General features: G+C 54.2%; 17 protein-coding genes. 11 read left to right on the top strand and 6 right to left on the bottom strand.

Going from position 1 to position 23,387, the window contains the following annotated elements; translation table 11 throughout:
* Positions 1-390: 390 nt before the first annotated feature.
* From NWF35_RS05765 to NWF35_RS05750, 4 genes are read left to right on the top strand one after another with little or no spacing between them, the layout of a single operon-like run.
* Positions 391-1,665, top strand: a complete 1,275-nt coding sequence (locus NWF35_RS05765; RefSeq protein ID WP_301238137.1) for a hypothetical protein — start codon at positions 391-393, stop codon at positions 1,663-1,665.
* The gene (locus NWF35_RS05760; RefSeq protein WP_301238136.1) at positions 1,662-2,537 is read left to right on the top strand and encodes a sugar phosphate isomerase/epimerase family protein; all 876 of its coding nucleotides are present in this window, start codon (positions 1,662-1,664) and stop codon (positions 2,535-2,537) included. The genes NWF35_RS05765 and NWF35_RS05760 overlap by 4 nt, the downstream gene beginning before the upstream one ends.
* A complete protein-coding gene (locus tag NWF35_RS05755) occupies positions 2,534-4,270 on the top strand; it encodes a polysaccharide deacetylase family protein (RefSeq protein ID WP_301238135.1) in 1,737 nt (578 codons plus the stop codon). The genes NWF35_RS05760 and NWF35_RS05755 overlap by 4 nt, the downstream gene beginning before the upstream one ends.
* Complete coding sequence (locus tag NWF35_RS05750; protein WP_301238134.1) at positions 4,267-6,048, top strand: family 20 glycosylhydrolase; 1,782 nt, start codon at positions 4,267-4,269, stop codon at positions 6,046-6,048. Before NWF35_RS05755 ends, NWF35_RS05750 begins: the two co-directional genes overlap by 4 nt.
* Positions 6,049-6,583: 535 nt before the next feature.
* Here the strand turns inward: NWF35_RS05750 and NWF35_RS05745 are convergent.
* The 3 genes from NWF35_RS05745 to NWF35_RS05735 all read right to left on the bottom strand — a co-directional run bounded on the left by NWF35_RS05745 (position 6,584) and on the right by NWF35_RS05735 (position 10,613).
* Positions 6,584-7,720: a Gfo/Idh/MocA family protein gene (locus NWF35_RS05745; RefSeq protein WP_301238133.1), complete on the bottom strand. Its 1,137-nt coding sequence runs from the start codon at positions 7,718-7,720 to the stop codon at positions 6,584-6,586.
* A 174-nt stretch (positions 7,721-7,894) separates the two neighbouring features.
* Positions 7,895-9,502, bottom strand: coding sequence for a hypothetical protein (locus NWF35_RS05740; protein WP_301238132.1), 1,608 nt, complete (start codon positions 9,500-9,502; stop codon positions 7,895-7,897).
* Positions 9,503-9,560: 58 nt separating this feature from the next.
* A complete protein-coding gene (locus NWF35_RS05735; protein ID WP_301238131.1) occupies positions 9,561-10,613 on the bottom strand; it encodes a Gfo/Idh/MocA family protein in 1,053 nt (350 codons plus the stop codon).
* Between the two features lie 182 nt (positions 10,614-10,795).
* Between NWF35_RS05735 and NWF35_RS05730 the strand changes: the two genes are divergently transcribed.
* Together NWF35_RS05730 and NWF35_RS05725 are read left to right on the top strand one after the other, a co-directional pair.
* Positions 10,796-13,168, top strand: coding sequence for a DUF2339 domain-containing protein (locus NWF35_RS05730; protein ID WP_301238130.1), 2,373 nt, complete (start codon positions 10,796-10,798; stop codon positions 13,166-13,168).
* A 445-nt stretch (positions 13,169-13,613) separates the two neighbouring features.
* The gene (locus NWF35_RS05725) at positions 13,614-13,868 is read left to right on the top strand and encodes a YciI family protein (RefSeq protein ID WP_212772867.1); all 255 of its coding nucleotides are present in this window, start codon (positions 13,614-13,616) and stop codon (positions 13,866-13,868) included.
* A gap of 98 nt (positions 13,869-13,966) precedes the next feature.
* Here NWF35_RS05725 and NWF35_RS05720 read toward each other — a convergent pair whose 3' ends face one another.
* The 3 genes from NWF35_RS05720 to NWF35_RS05710 all read right to left on the bottom strand — a co-directional run bounded on the left by NWF35_RS05720 (position 13,967) and on the right by NWF35_RS05710 (position 17,342).
* Positions 13,967-14,788 carry a carbohydrate ABC transporter permease gene (locus tag NWF35_RS05720; protein ID WP_301238129.1) on the bottom strand — a complete coding sequence of 274 codons (822 nt, stop codon included), beginning with the start codon at positions 14,786-14,788 and terminating at the stop codon, positions 13,967-13,969.
* 29 nt (positions 14,789-14,817) lie between these two features.
* Entirely contained in the window at positions 14,818-15,759 is a 942-nt protein-coding gene (locus tag NWF35_RS05715; RefSeq protein WP_301238128.1) for a carbohydrate ABC transporter permease, read from the bottom strand.
* A 278-nt stretch (positions 15,760-16,037) separates the two neighbouring features.
* Positions 16,038-17,342: an ABC transporter substrate-binding protein gene (locus tag NWF35_RS05710; RefSeq protein WP_301238127.1), complete on the bottom strand. Its 1,305-nt coding sequence runs from the start codon at positions 17,340-17,342 to the stop codon at positions 16,038-16,040.
* A gap of 260 nt (positions 17,343-17,602) precedes the next feature.
* Here NWF35_RS05710 and NWF35_RS05705 point away from each other — a divergent pair, with 260 nt between their 5' ends.
* The 5 genes from NWF35_RS05705 (at position 17,603) to NWF35_RS05685 (ending at position 23,356) form a co-directional block, all read left to right on the top strand.
* Positions 17,603-18,883, top strand: coding sequence for a DegT/DnrJ/EryC1/StrS family aminotransferase (locus NWF35_RS05705; protein ID WP_301238126.1), 1,281 nt, complete (start codon positions 17,603-17,605; stop codon positions 18,881-18,883).
* A complete protein-coding gene (locus NWF35_RS05700) occupies positions 18,880-20,097 on the top strand; it encodes a DegT/DnrJ/EryC1/StrS family aminotransferase (RefSeq protein WP_301238125.1) in 1,218 nt (405 codons plus the stop codon). The genes NWF35_RS05705 and NWF35_RS05700 overlap by 4 nt, the downstream gene beginning before the upstream one ends.
* Positions 20,098-20,430: 333 nt before the next feature.
* Positions 20,431-21,291, top strand: a complete 861-nt coding sequence (locus tag NWF35_RS05695) for a sugar phosphate isomerase/epimerase family protein (protein WP_301238158.1) — start codon at positions 20,431-20,433, stop codon at positions 21,289-21,291.
* Between the two features lie 126 nt (positions 21,292-21,417).
* Positions 21,418-22,212: a glucosamine-6-phosphate deaminase gene (locus tag NWF35_RS05690; RefSeq protein WP_301238124.1), complete on the top strand. Its 795-nt coding sequence runs from the start codon at positions 21,418-21,420 to the stop codon at positions 22,210-22,212.
* 13 nt (positions 22,213-22,225) lie between these two features.
* Positions 22,226-23,356 (top strand): N-acetylglucosamine-6-phosphate deacetylase, encoded by a 1,131-nt coding sequence (locus NWF35_RS05685; protein WP_301238123.1) that lies wholly within the window; start codon positions 22,226-22,228, stop codon positions 23,354-23,356.
* Positions 23,357-23,387 lie beyond the last annotated feature (31 nt).

The raw sequence follows: 23,387 nt of genomic DNA, 5'->3' as shown, positions 1-23,387 counted from the left end.
CTTTTTTAGAAGCCATTTCAAAAAGAATGAAATCTCATTGTGATAAGTGAATATGCAGGTCGTTTCCGGGTAACAACCTTCAGGAACCCTGCAAAGCGGAGGAACGGACCACGAGGAGAAACGCGGGCTAGATGTTTGAGCGATAGCCAGTTTTGTCCGCGATCGTGGTCCGTTTTGAAAAGCGCAAAGCACAAGAATATACGAATTGACTATTGAGCGAATCGGAAGCAACCCATCACCGCCCCGCGTTCTGTCAGGGCAGTGATTTGCGCTTCATTTATTTCGTTATATTTTTTGACAATTCAAAAAAGAGGTGATACATTGGAAACAGGTGAAATACAACTGAAATGGAAATTTCCATCATACCGTGAAGGGAGAGGGGGGGCGTGAATGCGAGTAGGGGTGGCATCCACGGAGATTACTCCACCAGTCGGGATCCAGTTGGCGGGGTACGCGTTCCGGGATCGTCCAGCAGAAGGTGCAAGGGACGAGTTGACGATGCAGGTGATGGTAATCGAACATGACGGCACCCGCGTGGGTATGGTTACGGCGGATGTGATTTGGTTTGATGCCGAGTGGTCAGACGAGGTTCGTCGTGCCTGGATAGCGGCCGATCCCCAGTTGACCGATGTGTGGTTCGCCGCGTCGCACACACATGGCGGTCCGCAAACGGCAAAGGGGATGCACCCACTGTTGGGGAAACCGTCTGATCAATATCTCGTCTGGTTAAAACAGACGGTTCTCCGGTTGGCGGATCAGGCAGCCGCCGATTTGGAGGACGTCACGCTGTTTTCTGCGCAAGGGAGGTGTTCCTTCAGCGTCAACCGACGCCGACTGGAAGACGGTCGGGTCGTGATGAAACCGGAGGATAGTGGACCGCGCGACGACTGCGTTACGGTGGTCGGGTTTCGTCGTGAGGACAGAACTTGGAAGTCATTGTGGTTCCATTACACTTGTCATCCGACGGTGGCAGGCGGATATGATTTTACCGCCGACTACCCTGGAGCGGCACGTCGTTGGATTGAAACTGCCCTACCAGGTGTCCAGGCGATGTTTTTGCAGGGATGCTGTGGGGACATCCGACCGCGCTTGGTGGATGAACGTGGTGCGTTCTACCGCGGAGGTCCGGTTGAAGTGGAACGATTGGGCCGTTTGTTGGGGAGGGAAGTGGTGCGCCTCCTGACGGATATGGAAACCGAGGTTCCGTATCTGTCAACCGAATCTCACAAGGTGGAAATGCCCTTGCAAACGGTTGCTCCACGTCCTTTCCTACCCGACATCGAAGCAAGCCGCCTGTACCCGGCGTGGCGGGAGTTGGTTCGCGGGAAGACGGGGTTGAGGCCGGTATTGCACATCAGACGGTTGCAGATCAGCGAGCGGGTCGTTCTGTACGGGTTCAGTGCGGAAATGACGGTGGAATATGGACTGTGGCTGAGAAGGCGTTTTCCTCGGCACCGCATCATCCCCGTCGGTTATGTAAATGGATGTGTGGGGTATCTTTGTCCGGCGCGTTATGTGGATGAAGGCGGATACGAAGTGGAGGAATCGTATCTGTATTTCGGTCTGCCCGCGCCGTTTTCCCGTGAAGCAGAGGAACGGGTCAAACGGGGAATCGCCGCGCTCCCCGGTTTGCGGAACGATCAAAAAGAGGAGGCAGGATCGTGAAAATCTCCGTATTTACGGTGTTGTTCAAAGACCGGAGCATCCATCAGACGTTTCGCATCTGTGCGGACTTGGGCGTTGATGGGGTGGAGCTGTACGGAAGAGAACCGCATTTGTCGGAGGAGACTTCCGCTGCGAGGGTGGAGGAGATCAAGGCATTATCGAAAGAATACGGACTGCCGGTGATCGGCATCGGCACGTATCTCGGCCGTTTCTCAACGGATAACGATGCGGACTGCCAACGGGACGTGGAACGATTGGAGTGTTTTTTGGAACACGCCGCCGAGTTGGGATGTCCGCTCATTCGTGTGGGATGCGGCGGTCCGCACGCATTTCGCGCACATGAGTACCATTTTCTAAAAGGGGCGGAATGGATCCGAAAGTGTGCCGATCGCGCCGCGATGTACGGTTGCAAATTGATGATCGAAATTCATAACGGCTCGCTGGTGGAAACGGTCAACGATGCGCTGCGTTTCCTGCGGTTGGTGGACAGGGACAATGTCGGTTTGATCCATGATGCGGGGAATATGGCGATTACTGATACGGATTTCGGCAAATCGTCGATTCACCAATTGAAAGATCACCTGTTTCATGTTCACGTCAAGGATGTAGCGCGGGTGCCCTCTTCGGATGTAGCCGGCGGATTTCAAAACCTGACTCGTCACGGAATGGAGCATTTCCAACAGCGCTTGTTGGGAGAGGGAGATGTGGACCACCGTCCGGTGGTGGAGGGATTGATGGAGATCGGCTATACGGGATATCTGTCGATTGAATCGCATGCGCCTCTGCCCGATGTGGATCGTGCCAGAGCGGATATCGCGGCATTGCGCAAAATCATTGAGGAAGTCTCCGCAAAGAGGGCTAATGCCAGATGATTGGGTTGCTTGTACATGACAGAGGGAAGACGTCGTCGTATTCTGTTTACCTGGAAGAAATCCTATTTCATGCCGGATTACCCTTTGCCCGTCACGAAACAGTAGCGGAAGCGATGCAGAATGCACCCGCTATGCTACTGTCGATCGGCCGACCGATGTGTTCCACGGCTGAATATGAGCGATTGGCACGTTTTATTCAGATGGGAGGCACGTTGATTCAGATCGGGGACGGCACGGGTTTGGACAAGGTGTTGGGCGTCCGATACACGGGATCATTTGAAGAAGAGGGGTGGTTGACGGGAGTCCCAGACCATCCGGTCACCAGGGAATGTTCTTTGCCGCTTCACGCCTTCGCCATCACTGGGATGAAGGCACTCACCGCGATGTCGTTGGGCACGATCGTCTCACGGGACGGAGCGAATTTGGGAGACGGTATCGCTGTACGGCAAACGGGTAAGGGCTTGGCTGTGGCGATCGCACCGGATGTGGCAACCACGATCGTCCGTATTCAACAAGGGATACCTGTCGAGCGGGACGGGGTGGCCGCACCCGATGGTACCGCACCGATCGACGACGGGATTCTAAAAGCGGAAGACGGAATGGTGCTGGATTGGGAACGGGACCGACAACCGTTCGACAGGGGAGCGCCGTTTTTCCAAGTACCGGTGGCGGATGAATGGCGGAAACTGTTGGTCCGCTTCATCTGGTGGGGAGCAGGACGGCGGGGTGTGCCACTGCCCATGCTCTGGTATTGGCCGGGCGGTTTATCTGCGGTGGGGCATCTCTCGCTGGACTCGGATTTGAACGAGGACGAGGCGGCGATGACGACATTGCGGGTGCTCGACCAAGCCGACGTAAAGGCGACATGGTGCGTGATGTATCCGGGTGGTTACCGTTCAACGACCTATACGGCCATCCGTTCGCAGGGCCACGAGCTCGCCCTCCATTACAATGCGATGAAAGATGATGCGCGTTCCCGGTGGGGGGAGGACGATTTCGATTTCCAATGGCATTGGTTGCAGGAGCGTTCGGGTGTTCCGATTGTGACCAACAAAAACCATTATCTGCGCTGGGAGGGAGAAACCGAATTTTACCGGTGGTGTGAACGAAGGGGCATTCGGGTGGATCAGACCAAGGGGCCGACCAAACAAGGAGATATCGGGTTTCTATTTGGCAGCTGCCATCCGTGGTTTCCCATCGAGCAAACTGGTGACGGCATGCGTCGAATGGATGTGTTGGAAATTCCTTTGCTGACACAGGATCTCGTGTGGACCGTACCGTTTGAGGTATGTCATCCCTTGTTGGAGCAATGCGTGCGACATCACGGCGTTGCCCACTTTTTGTTTCATCCGCACCACATTCACACGAAGCCGGAGGTGGCGCGGGCGGTGATCGCACTGACTGAGGCGAGCAGAGAAATGGGGCTGGCGTGGTGGACCGCGGAGGCGATCGATCGCTGGGAGCGGCTCCGGCGTCAGGTTGATTTGGATTGCCGCAAAAATGAGACAGATGGGTGGGAAATTCATGTCCGATCACCTCATAAGGTATCGGATGCCACCCTGCTGATTCTGGCTCCGGACGGTCAGGGAAGCGAGATTCCACCCTTGTCATTCTTCGGTTTGACGGCGGATCGCGTGCGGTTGAAGCGGATTGACGGTTTTGATTTTTACGAGGTCAGGGGAGTGATTCAAGCGGGGGACGCGTATGTACGAGTGGGAGGCGATAGCCGATGAAAACAATGCGGTTACTGCCCGAACCCAAACGGATCTGGTTGCGCGCGGGAAAGTTTGTGCCCGACCCGTCCCAATCGCCTGCGGTTTCGCTGGATACAGCCTGTGAAGCGCGATTGATGCGCAAGGTGCGTGGTCTCTCTGACACAATTCGCGTGGAGGCCGTACCCGATTTTTCTCTTGTATGGGGAGATCCCGCCCCCATCGCGGAAAAGGAGCGTCCTCGCCATCCGGAAGGGTATGCCTTGTCGGTGGACGATGGTGGCATCCGCCTGGTTGCTCCCACCGCCCGGGGGTGGTACCACGGTTGGCTTACCCTGCAACAATTACGGGAGGAGGACGGCGGGTTTCCCGCATGTATGGTCTTGGACGAGCCATGTGTCTCCCTGCGCGGCATTCATCTGGATTTCAAGGCCGGGGTGCCGACGATGGCATATTTGGAAGAGACGATCATCGAACTGTCCCGTTACAAGATCAATATGTTGCTGGTGGAATATGAGGATCGCGTCCCGTGGGGGGATGAAGAGTGGCGGCATCCCCACGCATTGACGTTGACCGAGTTGGAACGGTTGCAGCAAGTCGCCCACGATCATTTCGTCGAGGTGATGCCGTTGCAGCAATCGATTGGTCATCTGCACTACATTTTGCGACATGATCGGTGGGCGCGGTTTCGCGAATTGCCGGATCAGATCGGGGATCTCTGCCCGTCTCATCCCGAAGCCGCCGCCTATGTGGAAGCGCTGGTCGAACAGATGATAGCGGCACACCCGCGGTCCCGTCATATTCACCTCGGAGCGGATGAAACCTTCCACTTGCACAAGTGTTCCCGGTGTCGTGAACAGTGGGGGGAGGATGGCCGTGAAACCAATTACGTCCATCATATCAACCGGATGGCGGCACTCGTCCGTCGCCACGGAAAGATCCCGGTCATCTGGGATGATATGTTACGAGGTATGTCCGACCGGTCACTGGATCAGTTGTCCCGAGACATTTGCTTGATGGTTTGGTGTTATTATACAGGTGACCGCATTCACCGTCAGATAGACCAGCATGTCGAGCGGTATCGGACATTCGGGTTTCATCTGTTCGGTGCGGGTTGCATCCAAGGGGCGGACGAACATGCTTTCCATTTGCCAAACTACAGGTCACGGGCGGACAACTTGGCAGATTGGGCACAACGCCTGGCGCGCGGGTCGTGGGAAGGGGCGGTGGGGACGGCATGGGCCCGGTATACGAGTGTCCATCCCCCGACCGAACCATTTCCGGTGATCTGGTACGGAGCGTTGTTGGCGGCCGAATGTTTCTGGACGGGACGATCACCGGACTTGACGAGGGTGGACGATACCGTCAGCCGTCGGATGTTCGGGGCGGAGACGACCATCCCCTTCCACCGCATCAATCCGGGCCATTATGCCAACGGGCTGTATGACGACCCGGAAGCGATGGAGTTGTTGAACCGTCATGCCTTGCGACGTCGTCGGGAAGCCAAAATGTTTCACTTGATGGCCAAACTGCGGCATCTGCAATTGTGGACTCAGCACGCATTGGAGCATGGATACCGGATTGACAGAGGATGGAGTACGCGCACGGAAACTGCCAACGTGTGCGGATACGTGAGAGAAGTGTTGCGGATGGCCGATGAGTGGGAACAGGAAGCACTGCCTGTTTTCACTACTTTTTACCGCCAGCAGGATGCCGAGGAATGGCTGGCCTCCCGTCTGGACCCAATCCGGCGTCAGGCGAGTGATGCGTTGAAGCGATGGCAGGATGGTGAGAAATAAGGAAAGACAAAGCGAAACGTTCCCAAGCGATCGGTTTTGGATGTGAGGAGAGGAAACATAAACGGGAGGTAGCAAGTAGCTACCTCTCTTTTTATCTCTCCATAGAGATGATTTTGTCATATTCTTCTCATTCCCAGTGAGACATTGGCAAAAGACTGAGCAATCAATCATTTCATCTTGAAAGAGCATTTCTCCGGGCCTTTTCTTCAGTTTGTGCATCTCCGGATCCAATATTTCATAACACTGAAGACGCTCGGCTATGGAGCAGCTTCTCGTCAATCTCATCGTACTGGGATTATATCTTGGGAATTATACTCTTGTGACATCCTCCCTCGAATAACTTCGGGGGCATCCTATTAGGATGTCTACAGTTAAGCACTGTACTTCGGTTCAACTCTTTATGGATAGGAATGTCAGTTCAAATATAGCAAATAAGGGGATTGATCATCCCCTCAACTCAAAAAATCATTCAAACAGAGCGTTTTGCTTTGATCTCCTAAACTCTCTGTTTCTTAGAATGAGGTCCCGCCCCGGTTCAATCCCATCTCAATTCCTGGAACGTGTGGGTGCGTGCCGACTCTCGCGCCTTTAAGCAGAGTAGAGCACTGTCAAGGCCGGCCTGCAGGGGTGACAGGGAGGCGGCTGTTCCTCTCATCACCTCGACAAAGTTGTGGGCCAGTACGGCATCTCCGCCGAAATGTTCCCCGTCGTCTCCAATCTGATGGGTTTCCACGCGCTTGGTGTGATGCAGATGAACGGTGATGCGGTTGGTATAGAAGTCGAACTCCAGCGTGCCGCGGAATCCGATCAGCCGGCAGGAACGCGTACCTGCTCGCTGTCGGACGACAAAGTTTTGCGAGTAAGCTACATGCATGCCGGTATCATACTGGATGATCGCACTGCCGGAATCTTCGTTGCCAGTATCGACAGCAAAACAGCAGTATTCGCCGGCCGGTGTCTCGTGAGCGGCTCGATGGACGCAATACATACTTTCCGGACATGTGTCCCGTTCGTCACAGTCTCGGCATTTGAGCCCGGCCGGTTTTGTCCCCTTGAAGATTTGTTTTGAGGTTACTGCGCAGATGCGGACCGGTTTCCGTTCCCCAAGCAAAAACTGAATGTAGTCGAAATCGTGTGTTGCCTTTTGCAGAAAAAGGCCTCCCGTTTCGTTCTCGTCTCGGTACCAGTGATGGTAGTAGACGCCGCCGTAGGGAACATTGTTGATAGCTTGCACGTGTTCAACGGTACCGATCCTGCCCGAATTCACAATTTCCTTGGCCAGTTGCACGATGGGGGCGGTCCTGAGAGGGAAGGAGACGACCACCGTTGTATCCGTCGAGTCGGCCACGCTTTTCAGCCGGATGAGGTCCTCCATGCGGGTAGCGACGGGTTTCTCCAAAAAAAGCGGGATGCCGTAAGGCAACACATCCGCCGCGATGGTAGCGTGCATGGAACATCGGGTGCCGATCAAAAGACCGTCCAATTTGTTCTCGGTCAGCATCAGACGGTAATCCTCGTAAAAGGTGACATCTTTCAATGAAGGATCGGCCGCGCGGATTTCGTCATTGCGTACGTCGGTAATCGCGACAACGCGGCAATCTGGGTCCACTTTTCGAATTTCCGCCAACATGTTTCGAATACGACGGCCGTATCCGATCACGCCCATTTTCATATAAATCGCTCCTCGCAAAAGCCGAGACTATGACACGCGAACAGCCGTCTCTCGCCTTCGCTACGTATCCTTTCGTCTAGAGTGGATGGGAGGGCTTTTGCAATTGAAAACGGATTCTTAACAACGTCCTACAGTGCGTTGCCGATTTTCCTGTGTGCGACCTTTGAGAGAACGCTACGGTGATAATGAGGACAGATGATAATCCGATTCTCCTTTTTTCGCTTTGAGCAGCAGTCGGCGCAACTTGTCTCCTTTGACGCGGAAGCGTTCGATATGGTGTTCCGACCAAGCACTGCTGTAATTGGACAAGGCGAACAACCATGCTTCCAGCCACCTGCGTGCCTCCTGATCCCGTCCGTTCCACGCGCAATCGGCCATCTCGATCAAACAACGGACATGTTCCCACACCGAAGAGTCGGTCGAACGGACGGCCGAAGCGTACAAATCATAGAGTAGGTAGGCTGTCTGCACGGCGGCGAACGTGTCGGCTTGCCGCTGGGGATTGTAGATGATATTTTCCGCAATCATGCTTCGGGTGCTGGTTCGGACGGTCCAACCGTAACCTTTCTCAAAATCGGGATCTTCCAGCGTAAATCCGACGGGGCGAATCTGATCAAATCCGACGTTAATCCAGAAATTGGACACATTACGTTTGTCGTAAAGCCGGAATGTCAGGGTTGCCACCCGTTTCCCTTTCAGGTAAGGAGTGAGGTCCAACGTCACCTCTTTCCATGTTCCATCACTGTCCGTGGCCACATCTTGTTCCCACACCACTTGGGTATCGATCAATACTTGTTTGTAGTGATAGCCGGCGCCCAACAGGTTGCTGTAGGTGTCATAGTGGGAGAATATCAACTTCTGATCGGTTGCAGCGGGGGAAGGATGGATCACTTGCTGGATTTCTACGCGATCCCCGGCAAGCGTGGGAGTTCCTGCGGGAACGAAGAAGCTGAAATATCCCTTTCCGGAAGAAGCGATGTCATCGGACGATTCCGGTTCAAACTCCTTTTTCAATACATAGGTGACGACGCCTTGGACGCGGTCCTGTGCCATCATATACAATCCGGTACGAACCACTTTCTCTACATAGTAGGGTGTGGGATTGGCCGGTGTGGCGGACAACTTGCTGGCATACACCATCAATACATACGGCAGTTGGTAGGGTTTCAGCAAACGGCTTAGATGATCCAACTGATCTTCCAGGGTGTCGGTTCGTTGCGTGTTACGGTACGGATCATCCCGGTAGGCCATGATGATACCGTCAATGCAGGATGCATATTGATCAACAAACTGCGGTGTGATATTGGGGAAATACATCTGGGGCAGGAATTGCAGGTACGGGTTTTGTGCACGTGCGGCGTTCTGCATTTGCTGCACATATTCGGGAGTGTAAAAATCGAGATTGTGGCTGAAATCGTCGATCGCCCATGCTTTCAGATTATCGTATTGGCAAGAGAGACGACCGATCGCATCCGCCCATGCGATATAATCCGTACCGTAGGGTTCCGATCGTTTGGTGGTGGACTCGCTGGGGGGTACTAGATACACCCAAACGTCGATACCTGCTTGTTTGGCCGCTGGCAGGAATTCTTTATGCAAGTCGTCCCAGTCTGTTTTTTCGTGCCAAATCAAATAGAGGTACGTATTGACGTTGAGTTCCCGTAAGGCTTGAATCATGCCGGGCGTATCCACATGGCGAACGCCGTCGGCACGGAACTGACTTTCTCGCAGTTCTCCGGCGTAATCTCCCAAAATGTTATGGATGTAATAGGGTTTCAACATCCTTTACACACTCCTTCTGCCGGATTCGGATGGGTCCCCTCAGCACCCCCGTTCCTTTTTAATGTTCCGTCACTGGTTCGGGTGAAAAAATAACCGTTCGGCCTGTTTTCGCCGATTCATACATGCCCAGAACGACCTGCAGGGCGCGGTAGCCGTCTTCTCCGGTGATGAGCGGGGATCTCCCATCTAGTATGGCTTCCGTGATATCCCGCAGTTGTTGTTCATGATAGTGGGCACCGATCGCTTGGGGGTCGCTTGCTCCGCTGGTGCCGGCGGCTGTGGCGAGATCGGGTTGGGGCGGTTGATTCCCCTCAAACGTCCAGGTGACGATGTCGGTACCCACGATGCGGACTGCCCCGCGTTCGCCGTAGATATGGAGTTCCGGGGCGAATCCGGGATACATGGCGGTAGAGCCTTGAATCAATCCGACTGCGCCATCCATAAATTGAATCCATCCCACAGCCGTGTCTTCGGCACGGATTGCGTGTACACGCGTGTGCACAACCCCGGAAACCGATTGCACCGGTCCTAACAACCAGCACAACAGATCGATCGAATGAATCGCCTGATTCATCAGGGCGCCGCCGTCCATCTCGGGTGTGCCTCGCCAATCCGCCGAGGCATAGTAATGCGGTGTCCGGTGAAACCGCACATGTACCTCGCCGCTCAGGATCTTGCCAAACTCACCATGGTCGATCATCTTTTTTACTACTTGGTGGGCTGGTTCAAAACGACGCTGGGAAATGACAGATAGTGTGACTCCTTTTTCTTTGGCAGAGCGGATCACCTCTCGGGCATCCTCCAGCGTGAGTGCGAGCGGTTTTTCAATAACAACGTGCTTGCCTGCCTCGATCGCCTCCAGGGCCATCGGCGCATGCATACCGCTGGCGGTGCAGAGAATCACCGCATCCACATCGGGACGGGACAGCATGTCCGCGTAATCCGCATGCCACGCCGCACCTGTCCGTTTACTGACAGATTGGGCCTTCTCCGGAGTCCGATTAAACACGGCGACCAGCTTCGCCTGCGGAATGGATTGGATGGCTTGGACGTGAAATTGGGAAACGGAGCCGCATCCGGCCAGAGCATATCGAACCTGTTTCGTGGTCATCCCCTCCTTGTGTTAATTCATGGAAATAGATTGTAATAAAAAAATAACATTTGAAAGAAAAGTTTGTCAAGACAAACGATTGTGCTGGAAACGCAGGGTATGTCGGAAATGGTTGAATATACCATAGTTTCATCATAATATGAAAAGACCGGGGGAGAAGATTTGGAAAAGGAGGGCAAGTGTTGGATTTGGATGGATTTCTGATCACTTTGCTGCTGTTATTTTTGTTAGCTCTATTCATTATTTATTTCGTCATGATTTACGCAGTGGTTTCTTTATGGAAACAAGTCAAAACGCTGAAGTCGCGTATGGCTGATTTGGAGCTTCGTATGCAGGGGATGCCGCAGCCTGGCCGTGAAGCTACCGAAGAGTCGGTACCGCCACCTTCGCCGGCCGATGTCCCTCAACCCCCGCACTTGACCTGGGACTCGTCAGTTACGTTTCCTACTGCACCCTCTCGGCCAACTCCTGATCCTACTTGGCCGGGGGTTACCGGAGGTTCTCCCGCTCCTTCCCGCCCAACCAAACCGTTGCGCACCCGTGCGGAGTGGGAGTTGCTGATCGGAGGGAAATGGTTGAATCGGGTCGGTGCCGTTGCTCTGATGATCGGTTTAGGCTTTTTCCTCAAATATGCGTTTGATCACCAGTGGCTGAATGAAACGGCCCGCATGTTGATCGGCACATTGGTGACCGCCGCATTGCTGGGTTTGGGTTCCCGATGGCACAACAAAGGGCTGCCCATTTTTGCGCAGGGATTGTTTGGAGCTGGTGTGGCGATCGGTTACTTGACAGTGTACGCGTCGTTCAATTTTTATCATCTGGTACCGCAACCCGTGGCGCTCTTGCTGATGTCGGCCATGACGGTCCTTGCCTTTTGGGTGGCGATCCGTCATAATTCGCTTGCCATTTCCGTGCTGGGTTGGGCCGGCGGATATCTGACTCCCTTTCTGCTCAGCTCCGAAAATCCCAACGATATTGGATTGCTGGGCTACATCGCCCTGTTGTCAGCGGGATTGTTGTGGGTGATCCGGAGAAAAACGGTGTGGCTCCCATGGTTGTTGCCGATGACCGCAGGTGCCACTTATCTCCTGTATGTCGTGTGGTTCGCATTCCTTTCCCGTCATGATCAGTGGTGGATGGAAATCCTGTTCCTCACCTTGTATTGGGCGTTGTTTACCTGGTTTGACACCATCCGTGCCGACCGAGGTCAACATCTGTCCGAAACGGCGCAGATAGTGGGGCGTATCGTTGCCGGGGTGAATTCGGGGTTATTCGTGAGTCTGTCCTATGCTGCTTCATATCAGGAATACGAAAAATGGGACGGCTTATTGTTGTTATCTGCAGGTGTGTTGTATTTCTGGTTGTCGTACATTGCTGACAAACGGAGATGGGGATCTGCCGAAGCCATTCAGTACCGGATGTCGGCTTTTACCTATGCGGCTGTGGCGACAGCGATGTTTTTCTCTGGTGCGACACTGGGCATCCTCTGGGCGATCGAAGCGGCCGCAGTGGCCCGAATGGGAGCAGTACGGCAGTCGCGAATGGACTGGGCTGCCGCAAGTGGATTGGCCTTCTTGGCATTTTGGATGTGGATCGATCAGAGTGCTTCTATTGATATCACCCAAATATGGCCGCTGTTGAACCAGCAAACGCTGTATTCAGGGGTATTGGCGGCTTCACTTGCGATCGGTGGTTGGTGGGCCCGTCATTTACCGGGAAAAACGAGAACGATGGTGTCCCGAGCGTGGCATGCTGTGGGAGCGTTTACGCTTTTATACTGGATCTCGTTTCAGTCAGATGTGTGGTCCTTTTATCTGGAAAAGGTGGCGAACCATACATGGGCAGAGACGGATGAACGGTTATGGACTGTGATTGCCTGGCTCCTCTACGCACTGGTAATGGCTTGGATCGGTTCCCGGTTTCGGTTGGCGGTTCCGGTTTGGGCGGGAGCGGGTCCGTATGTGCTGGCCGTTTTGTGGGCGATGGTTTTAGGGGAAGGGTATCCTCATGACGTGAGTACATTTGTACCGGTGATCAATATTCGGTTTGCGGCATTTGTCTGTTTGGCAGTCGGCGGATGGCTGTTGAAACGGCAGTTGCAGACAGCTCCCGGTATCGCACCATTTGCTCGTTGGGTGTCTTTGACGGCACACGTGGCGATTTTTCTGCTGATCTGGGAACTGTTGTCCACTGAAACGATGGACGTATTTGACCGGTTGATTGTTTCTGTCCAGCCATCCAAAACCCACACCATTCATTATTATGAAAACCTGCAGCAACTCTCTCTTTCCGGCGTATGGCTGCTTTACTCGATCGCACTGATGGTGATCGGGATCATCCGCCGGGTTCAGACGGTTCGAATGGCGTCAATCGTTCTGTTCGGAATCACAATCTTGAAGATTTTCATTCTGGATTTGTCCTTCCTCGATACGTTGTACCGCATTTTTTCCTTCATCGGATTGGGGTTGATTCTGCTTTCGGTCTCGTTTGTCTATCAGCGGTACAAGGACGTTCTGCAACTGGGAGGAGATAAGAAAGAACATGTCGATGGATGAAAACTTCATGGGTATACAAACACGGGAGGAGGCTTGAAACTGCTGCTGTCATAGTGGTGTGGGCTTAGATTTTCGTCTTCGCGTCGAAGCTTTGGCTAGGTCGGGTCTGGTGAATACTGTCCAATTGTTTTCCCGGCTCACTCCACCTCCTGCAAGAAAGCAGATATGGCCGCTTCAGACCCGGAGCGTAGGACGCGGGAAAGTACGCTTCGCTTAGAAGAAATTGCCCGCGATTTCATTCCTGTGCTCTCCGGGTCTTCGTTAGGCCGGGCTTGGTAAGTTGCTCGCCTATGACCAGACACATTCTAGAAACGCTCACGGAAAAAATCAGCCCCGTACCTACTAGCGACTTCAGTTGAAGCGTTGTGGTGACAAGAGGGAATAACCACACTTGGAACGATCCTCTGGTAAAATGGATGAAAAAAGAAAAGGAGATCGATCGTCAATGGCATATTTTGCGGCCATATTGCACATGGAGAAACCGGAACTGAATCAGAAGTATCGACCGGATCATCTTGCGTATCTGGATCAATTGGCAGAACAGGGAAAGATTTTTGCGAAAGGACCATTTGCGGACGGTTCGGGAGGAATGGTGGTGTACATCGCCGATTCGCTGGAGGAAGCAAGAGAGATGGCGGAACGCGACCCGTACGTGGTCCATGGCGTCCGGCGTCTGGAACTGCATGAGTGGAAGATATAATGGTTGGTATCACCCACCCGGCTCCAAAAGGGTGGGTGAATTGCTGTGGGAGAAACTCATTGGGGTATGATTCAGGTATTGTCGTTTCTGTAACCTTCCTATTTTTTCACTGCACCCTGCATTCCGTAGATGAAATACCGCTGCATCAGCAGGAAAAAGATGATGATCGGTGTCACCGAGATGACAGCACCGGCGGCCAACGATTTGACATCAAATCCGAATGTGCCGGCCAAGTAGGCCAAGCCGAGTGACAGCGGATAAAGCTCGGGTGATTTCAGTACGATCAGCGGCCAGACGAACGAATTCCACACCGAGATGAAGGAAAAGACACCAAGAGCGGCAGTGGTGGGAGCCGTCAGCGGCATCATGATGCTCCACCACATGCGAAAAGGGCCGCAACCATCGATAATGGCCGCCTCTTCCAACTCTCTTGGAATGGCGAGATAGGCCTGTCTCATGAGGAAGACGGCAAATCCCCCCAACAGTCCGGGAACGATGATCCCCCAGTAGCTGTCGGTCATGTGCAGCGTTTTGATCAAGAGGAAACGCGGGATCAACATCACTTCGGGCGGAATAAACATCGTGGCGATCATGCCGTAAAAGATGAAGTTTCGTCCGAAAAAACGCATCCGTGCCAGCGGGTAAGCGGTGATGGATGCGAAGAGGAGGTGAAGCGGCACCATGACGCCAACCAGGAAAAACGAATTAAACATGTAACGGGGGAACGGGATATCGTTCCACGCCTGATGGAAGTTGTCCCATACCGGCGGATCAGGAAGCCACTGGGGCGGAAAGCTAAACACCGGTTGGCTGTCCGATTTGAAGGCGGTGGAGACCAGCAGGATGAATGGGCCGATGAACAGACAGGCGATCGCCGTAAGTAACACATACATCCCCGTGGTTTTTGCCATCCGTTTCATCCGGCTCCATCTTCGGGTTGATTTGTGGGTCATTGCATGCGTTCACCTCCGTGGGACAGTCGGAAATTCAAAAAGGACAACACCAGCAGTATCACCCACAACACCATGCCGACCGCGCTGGCATAGCCAATGTTCAACTTTTGGAAGGCGAGATCGTAGATGTAGTAGGTCAAATTGGTCGTGCTGTCCAGCGGTCCGCCCTGGGTCAGCATGTACACGCTGGTGAACACCTCCATAGCGCCTTTGCCGGCCATGACCACACATAACGCAACAAACGGTCGCAACATCGGGATGACGACGTGCCAAATGACGCGCAGGCGGTTGGCGCCGTCCACCCGGGCCGCCTCGATCAGATCCTGCGGAACGGACTGCAACCCGGCTAGATAAATGATCATGTAAAAACCCATTGCTTTCCAAGATTCCACAAGGGCCACAGCGAAAATGGCCGTATTCAAGTCCAACAGCCAACTAATCGGTTTGGACAAAATGTCCAACGTTATCAGCAGATAATTGAGCAGACCGCTTTCGTGATAGAGATAGTTCCACGCGATAGAGACCGTGACCATTGATGTGACTACAGGTAAGTAATAGGCGACTCGGAAGAGATGGATGCCTTTCAGTTTTTGGTTGACCAGAATGGCGAGAAATAGCGGGATCACCACCAACATGGGAACTATGATCACCATGTAGGCAAACGAGTTTTTCAGCGCCTTCCAGAACGTTGGATCATTCAGCATGTCGTGATAGTTTCGCAGCCCTACCCACTCAGGGGGAGAGAGAACGTGGTATTTGGTGAAAGAGAGATACAAAGCGTTGAATGCAGGGATGTAGTCAAAAATAACGAAAAACGCCACCCCCGGTAGCAAAAACAGATACGGCACCCAGGAAAAACGGCGGAGGCCAAGACGGGTACGGCGTCGAAGGGGGGCTTGCGACTGCGGGGCCGGTTGTGTCGGTATGGGCATCGACATCACTTCGCCTCCTTGTACGAAGATGAAAAGCGGTCGGCGTGTTTGATTGCTCCATTTATCAACTAGAAGAAGAGTGGCCTTTTTCCACAGCGACCTTTAAGCGCAACCATTCAGGAGCAAAGGGGGAAAAGGCTCACCCGATGTATGGATGAGTCACATCCGAAACAACGGTTGATGAAACAAGGGACGGTTTTCCCGTCGGGTGCATTGGCACAGTTGACGGAATGGGGAAAACGCGTCCCTGGACGGTCGGTCCTGTAGTTTTCACATACGAAGCATCAATGAGACTGGGCGAGGCTTTCGTTCCATTGCTTCACGGCATCATCCAACCCTTGCTTGACCGATTTTTTCCCCATCAGCACCGCGCGCATCTCCTCATCAAAGGCATCGCGCAAATCCTGTTCGTTCTGAATGCCCAAGGTGTCACTGACGACGTCTTTCATCGAAGCGACCATGATTTTGCGGGCTTCATCCTGTTTGGTCTTCACTGCGAAGTGGGTGAAGAAGGGATCTTTCAGCGTTTGTTCGGTCGACGGGAAGATGGGGACCAGTTTGCAGAATGCCAATTGATTTTCCGGACTGGTGACAAACTTGGCGAAATCGGCCGCTTCTTTCGGATGGGCACTCGATTTGGGTATGACAAGAGTTTGAATGCCCTTGAGCGGGATAATGCCAGCTTTGCCTTTCATCGGCGGGGTCACTTTGATGTTTTGAAAGACGTTAGGTGCGTTTTTCTCAAGTTTTGTCAGGTTGAAGGCTCCCTGCATCGTGGCGATGGCGATCTGTTCGTTCTCCAGGTTTTGCGGCAGGGAACGCTCCTCCTTGCCGATCACGCCGCTCGAGATGGCACCGGTTTTGTAGGCATCGACGAATTTTTGGATGAATCGGACGTGTTGCGGAGAATTGAAGACGGCTTTTTTCTTGTCGGGACTCAGGATCGGCAATCCTTCGGCGACCATGAGCATGATGTTGGGGAACGTGTTGGAGCCGTATACATTGGGGAGTTTCTGGTGAATCAATTTGCCGTGTTGGAGTGCTTCATCCAGATTGGCGGGCGGTTTGTTCGGATCCAATCCGGCTTTTTTGTACAGAGCGGTGTTGATCATGCCGATGTACGGACCTGCGTGATACCACGGCACGGCCATCAGTTTGCCGTTGAACGTGAGGCCTTGGCGCAGGTTGGCGAAATAGACATTCAGGTCGTTCGGCTGTAGCAAGCCGTCAACAGGAGCAAGGGCGTTTTGGTCAACGAATTTGGGCAGGTTCATGCTGTCCAAGTTGACGACGTCAGGAGCTTCACCCGCGGCAAGAGCGGCCAGCAGCTTTCGTTCCACTTCTTGTCCGGGGACGTCCACCCATTTGATTTTCACATTGGGATGGGCCTTTTCGTATGACTGGATCAGACCTTGAATATAATCGGAGAAATCCTTTTTCAAGTTGATTGTCCAAAATTCCAGCGTAATGGGCCCGTTCGATTTCTTCGGATTGGCAGCGTCGTTTTTCGGGATGCCGCAGCCCGCGAGGGCGCCGAGCAACAATACGAGGACTACGAACAGTGCGATCCGGGATACCCAGGATTTCACCCTCATCACTCCTTCATTGGTATCGATCATGCGGTGACCGGACAGTGAGGCTGGTGGACGATGAAACGGTGTTGACCCCCTTTTAGTCCATCCTCTCCCTTCACCTGTCTCCTATATGTATATGGTCATCTATGGGAAAATTATCATAACATTCCTACTTCGTCAATCGGGTAAAACTTCAGAAGATTCAATTGACACTTGGGAAGGGATTGGATAAATTTGTAGACAGGTAAGATACAACCTGGTTGAGGAGGGATATGGTGGAAGTTTGGGAGGGGCGTTTGGCGAAAGACGGCGGCACGCCGGTGATCGAGCCGGGGAGTCTGCCGACGGTTTCGGATGCGAGCGGCAGAACGTTTGGCGAGGAGGAACTGGCGGAGTTGACCGAGGTGATCCGCTCGGGGCGGCTGGGCAGGAATGAAGGGACCAAAGTCAAAGCGTTTGAGCAGGCGTTTGCACGGCGGTGGGGCGTCCCGCATGCGACTGCATCCACGTCGGGGACAGCTGCCCTCCATTTGGCCATTGGTGCGATCAACCCCGATCCCGGCGATGAAATCATCACCACCCCCATCACCGATTTCGGCACCATTATCCCGATCCTGATGCAAAATGCCATTCCCGTCTTCGCCGACATCGATCCGGAAACCTGGTGTCTCGATCCCACCTCGGTGGAGCAGCGCATCACCGATCGCACGCGGGCGATCATTCTCGTGCATCTATTCGGCCGGCCGGCTGATCCCGACCCGATCCTCGGCATCGCCCGTCGTTATGGGTTACGGGTGATCGAAGACTGTTCGCAAGCGTTTTTGACAGAATCCAAAGGACGTCTGGTCGGTACGATCGGGGATATTGGTTGTTTCAGTTTTCAACAATCCAAACACATGAGTTGCGGTGACGGCGGCATGACAATCACCAAGGATGAGGAGCTTGCTTGGCGGATTCGCCTGTTTCAAGATAAGGGATGGCCGAGGGAAGGGAATTTGCGCACTCATCTCTTTTTGTCTCCCAATTACCGGATGACGGAGTTACAGGGAGCGGTCGGTCTGGCCCAGCTAAAAAAACTGGATGATGTGGTGCGGAGGCGGGAGGAACGCGCCCGTCAATTGACGTTGGCATTGTCGGATGTGCCGGAATTGCGCCCGATCCGGCTGGGGCCGGGTGATCGTGCAAGCTATTGGCTCTATCCGATGCATGTCGATACCGCATCGCTTGGTGTAAGCACAAAGGAGTTGGCCTATGCCCTTCAGCAGGAAGGATTGCCTGCACGTGCCGGGTATGTGGAACCGATGTACAAGGTTCCGGCGATTCGGGAACGTCAAACATACGGGCGGTCTGGCTATCCTTTCGTCGGGGCGCGGGAAAAAGAAGTCGTCTATCCAGACGGTTTATGCCCGCATGCCGAAGCGATGGCAGAGCGAATGATCCTGTTGGCATGGAACGAAAGATACACTGAAGAGCATGTACGTGCGATTGCCAGCGGATTGAAAAAAGTTGTTTACCATTATCGGCAACAGAGACATCAGGGAGGCGCTGCTGGATGAGCCGATTGGCGATTGACGGAGGCGATCCGGTACGGACGGAACCGTTTCCCGCGTGGCCGGTGTTCGGGGCTGAAGAGGAGCGGGCTCTGATTGAAGTGTTGCGGTCAGGAAAATGGGGGGCCTTGGACGGTTCCAAAGTAAAGCAGTTTCAGGAACGGTTCGCTGCTTTTCAGGATGCGAAACACGGCATTTGCGTCGTCAATGGTACATTGGCGTTGGAGGTGGCATTGCGTGCGGCCGGTGTGGGTCCAGGAGACGAAGTGATCGTGCCATCGTACACGTTTATCGCCACGGCCACATCGGTTTTGGCGGTCGGGGCCCGTCCGGTTTTCGCCGATGTCGACCCACAAACGATGCAGATCGACCCGGCGTCAGTGGAAGAACGGGTGAACAGTCGGACACGGGCCGTCATTCCCGTACACTTGGCGGGCCATCCCGCTGATTTGGATGCCATCATGGCGATTGCGCGGCGGTACGGCCTTACCGTGATCGAAGACGCGGCTCAGGCGCACGGGGCGGCGTGGAAAGGGCGCAGGGTCGGTGCGATCGGTCACCTCGGTACGTTCAGCTTTCAATCGAGTAAAAACATCACGGCTGGAGAAGGTGGAATCGTGGTGACCAACGACGATGCACTCGCTGCCTGCGTCTGGTCGATACACAATGTCGGCCGCGTACCGGGTGGTTTGTGGTACCAACATGAAAGCATCGGATGGAACTTACGGATGGCTGAGTTTCAGGCCGCCGTTTTGCTTTGTCAATTGGATCGGGCGGAGGAGCAATTGCACCGTCGACAGGTGAACGCGGCAGCACTGTCCGGTTTGTTGGCACATATCGACGGGGTGGAACCGCTCACTGTTGACTCACGTGTCACTTCCCATGCATGGCACATATACCTCTTTCGGTATGACTCTACGGCGTTCGGGGGGATGGACAAGAGTACGTTCATCCGATGTCTGCAGGCAGAAGGGATCCCGGCGGCACCGGGGTATATCCCACTTCACCGAAACCGGGCGATGCGTCAGGCGCTTTGGGAACAATTCGGTGTGAGAGAAGAAGACATCCCTCCATGTCCGTCGGCAGAGCGCGCTTGTGATGAAACAGTGGTATGGTTGCCGCAGTCGGCGTTGATGGGTACATCCCAAGATTTGGCCTCTATCGCACAGGCGCTCGAAAAGATTCAGGCGGTTGTCAATCAAAGACGGCAGGCAAAGTAACGGTAACCAGGGAGTGGCGGGTCATTTCCGTGGGGGGCAATGCTTTCTCGGTGAGCGACGAACTAGGGCGTGTCTTGTAAATCCATGGGGGAGCAAATGCTTACCCAGGTGAGCGACTGACCAAGCCCTCCTGAGCGTATAACCGGAAAGCGCAGGCATGAAATCGTGGTCAATTTCCTCTAAGCGAAGCGTACTTGATCAGCATGCCTTAGTGTATTTGTAGAACTCATTTCAGTGAGCGACTTTGGAGCGTATGCGTTGCAGGAGCGAGAGGGAATGGGTACCCGATGTTCATGCATATTTGTCAATAGTTCGGATGGTGGAAAGGTGAGAATGATGACGGTCTTTTCGCGTCTCAGCGTGTTGACGGATGAAGTGTCCCAGGATTGGGACGAAGTACTCGCTTTTGTCGAAGAGTGTGCACTTTCCTATGTAGAGCTTCGGTCCGTGTGGAGGGCCAATGTCATGGACATGGAGCCGGATCGATTGCGCCATCTTCGTTCCACGTTGGCTGAGCGGGGGGTACGGGTGTCCGGCCTGGCTTCCCCCGTGTTCAAATGCGCATTGGACTCGAACCGGCCGGTGGAGCGTGGCGACACCTTTTTCGCTTCCGAAGGCACGGTGAACGACCATATGGACATGTTGAAACGGGCACTGGAAGTGGCCGGTTTTTTTCAGGCGCCCGGCGTTCGTATCTTCTCATTCTGGCGGGAACGCAACCCGGATTTGTACGTGGATGAGGTTGCGGAGCATCTCCATCAAGCAGTCCGGTTGGCTGAGGAAGCGGGCGTGACCCTGTGGTTGGAAAACGAACCTTCCACCAACGGGGGCTACGCCGACGAGGTGGCGCAGTTGGCGGCCAAGGTGAATTCCCCGTTTTTGCGTGTGTTGTGGGACCCCGGAAACGAACGATACGGGGGGAGGGTACCGTTTCCCGTCGGGTATGAACAGGTACGGCCTTGGATCGGGCACGTCCATCTGAAAGACGCCATCTACACATCGGAACAAGGTGGGCAATGCGTACCGATCAGCGAAGGGGAGGCCTGCTTGGAAAAGCAATTGTCTGCATTGGAACGGGATGGGTATACCGGGTTGTACACGGTGGAAACCCATTACGTCCCGGAAGGCGGTACGCCGGCGGACGGTACACGTCGATCGTTTTCCGGATTACGTCGAATCTGGGAGCTTGCCTGATGGGGTGAGGGCGTGCCTGGTGAAGCGAGAACGTTTTCCCAGGCGAGCAAACTTGGCCGAGCCGGGAAACGAAGCGGACAAGATTGCAGGCACGTCCTGGCAATCTACTTCACGGGGGGTAACGAGGTGGTTTCGTCCGTCAAGCCCTTGTTCACCAAACAGGTGGATCGGCTCAAGGTGCGAGTATATGCCAACCGTCGGGAAATGGGACAGGCGGCGGGGGAATCGGTGGTAGAGCGTCTGCGTCTACTGCTGAAGGAGCAATCCGAGGTGCGCATGGTGTTCGCCGCAGCCCCTTCCCAATTGGAGATGCTGAATACTTTGTGTCAGGCCGAAGGAATCGATTGGTCGCGTGTCACCGCGTTTCACATGGATGAGTATATCGGATTGCCGGAATCGTCACCCCAACGATTCGCCCATTTTTTGCATCACCATCTGTTTGACCGTGTCCATCCGGGAATCGTGCATGTGATCGAAGGAAACCGTGATCCGTATGTCGAATGCGAGCGTTATGCCCGATTGATCAGGGAAAAACCGCTGGACATCGTTTGTTTGGGTATCGGAGAAAACGGTCATTTGGCCTTCAATGATCCGCCGGTGGCCGACTTCGAAGATCCGGAGGTGATCAAACGCGTGGCACTGGACCCTGTCTGCCGCAGACAACAGGTGAATGACGGTTGCTTCGATGACCTGGACTCTGTTCCCACTCATGCGTTGACCCTGACCATTCCGACGCTCATGTCGGGGCGGTACCTGGTTTGTGCCGTACCCGGAGAAAGCAAACGAATCGCAGTCGCTAAAACGTTGAATGAACCGGTCAGTACTTCCTGCCCGGCCTCCATTCTCCGGTATCATCCGGATTGTACATTGTATCTGGATTTGGAATCGAGCGGTGTTACCCATGACCTGTCACATCATTGAGGGGAAGGATTGGTTGACAGGAAAGCACATCCGGTTGACGATCCGGGAAGGCCGCATCGCCGAGGTGGTGGAACCGGAGAAGGTGTCGGATGACGCCCCGCTGGTGGCTCCCGGGTTGATCGATTTGCAGGTAAATGGTTACAAAGGGATGGATGTAAACGCCCCTCTGTGCGATATGAATGACATCCGGCGGTTAACAGCAGTGTTATGGGAGACCGGCGTCACTACCTTTTTTCCAACGGTGATTACCAACAGTGAAGAAGCAATCACATTCTCCCTCCGTACCTTGGCGCATGCCTGTCGGCAAGACGCAATGGTGGATGCATCCGTCGGCGGGATTCACTTGGAAGGGCCATTTGTCTCGCCGGAAGACGGTCCGAGAGGGGCCCATGATCGCAAGTGGGTGCGCCCGCCGGATTGGGAGGTTTTTTGTCGGTGGCAGGAAGCAGCGGAAGGGAGAATCCGTCTGATCACGCTTTCTCCCGAATGGCCTAACAGTTCGCGTTTCATCGAACGGTGCGTTACGAGCGGTGTCAAAGTGGCGATCGGTCATACGGCAGCAACTCCAGAGCAAATCAGGGAAGCGGTGGCGGCGGGAGCGACTTGGAGTACCCATTGGGGCAACGGTGCTCATGTGATGTTACCACGCCATCCCAATTATTTGTGGGAACAACTGGCTGCCGACGAGCTTTGGACCAGTTTCATAGCCGACGGACATCATCTCCCTGATGCCGTCATCCGCGTCATCCTGCGGGTAAAGGGGGAAAAAGCGGTGCTGGTCAGCGATGTGGTTGCACTGGGCGGTATGCCTCCCGGTCAATACCGAACCCCCGTCGGGGGAGAAGTGGTGTTGACCCCGGATAACCGCTTGCATTTGGCTCATGACGAGCGGTTGCTGGCCGGATCGGCCTGTCCGCTGATCGATGCTATTTCGCGATTGGTGGTCAGGGGATTGGCCCCGATTGAAACGGCTTGGTCCATGGCTTCCGTTTCTCCTGCACGGTATATGGGGTGGCCGGTTAACGGAAAATGGCGGGTGGGCGATTCCCCTGACCTCGTCCAGGTCATATGGGCGAATGAGGGGCGTTTGACCATTCACTCGACTTACAAGGGAGGGCAACTCGTGTACCGACGCGTTTCTTGACACTCCACACGGCTGAAGCATCAGGCACTCC

This window comes from Polycladomyces subterraneus (genome assembly GCF_030433435.1).
GTDB classification, from domain to species: domain Bacteria; phylum Bacillota; class Bacilli; order Thermoactinomycetales; family JIR-001; genus Polycladomyces; species Polycladomyces subterraneus.
Note: the sequence above shows the minus strand (reverse complement) of the source record. Positions and strands in the feature narration are given on the sequence as shown.

Coding starts and splice junctions, on each gene's coding strand:
- NWF35_RS05765 (WP_301238137.1), top strand. CDS start 391: ATGCGAGTAGGGGTGGCATCCACGGAGATTACTCCACCAGTCGGGATC.
- NWF35_RS05755 (WP_301238135.1), top strand. CDS start 2,534: ATGATTGGGTTGCTTGTACATGACAGAGGGAAGACGTCGTCGTATTCT.
- NWF35_RS05750 (WP_301238134.1), top strand. CDS start 4,267: ATGAAAACAATGCGGTTACTGCCCGAACCCAAACGGATCTGGTTGCGC.
- NWF35_RS05745 (WP_301238133.1), bottom strand. CDS start 7,720: ATGAAAATGGGCGTGATCGGATACGGCCGTCGTATTCGAAACATGTTG.
- NWF35_RS05740 (WP_301238132.1), bottom strand. CDS start 9,502: ATGTTGAAACCCTATTACATCCATAACATTTTGGGAGATTACGCCGGA.
- NWF35_RS05735 (WP_301238131.1), bottom strand. CDS start 10,613: ATGACCACGAAACAGGTTCGATATGCTCTGGCCGGATGCGGCTCCGTT.
- NWF35_RS05725 (WP_212772867.1), top strand. CDS start 13,614: ATGGCATATTTTGCGGCCATATTGCACATGGAGAAACCGGAACTGAAT.
- NWF35_RS05720 (WP_301238129.1), bottom strand. CDS start 14,788: ATGAAACGGATGGCAAAAACCACGGGGATGTATGTGTTACTTACGGCG.
- NWF35_RS05715 (WP_301238128.1), bottom strand. CDS start 15,759: ATGTCGATGCCCATACCGACACAACCGGCCCCGCAGTCGCAAGCCCCC.
- NWF35_RS05700 (WP_301238125.1), top strand. CDS start 18,880: ATGAGCCGATTGGCGATTGACGGAGGCGATCCGGTACGGACGGAACCG.
- NWF35_RS05695 (WP_301238158.1), top strand. CDS start 20,431: ATGATGACGGTCTTTTCGCGTCTCAGCGTGTTGACGGATGAAGTGTCC.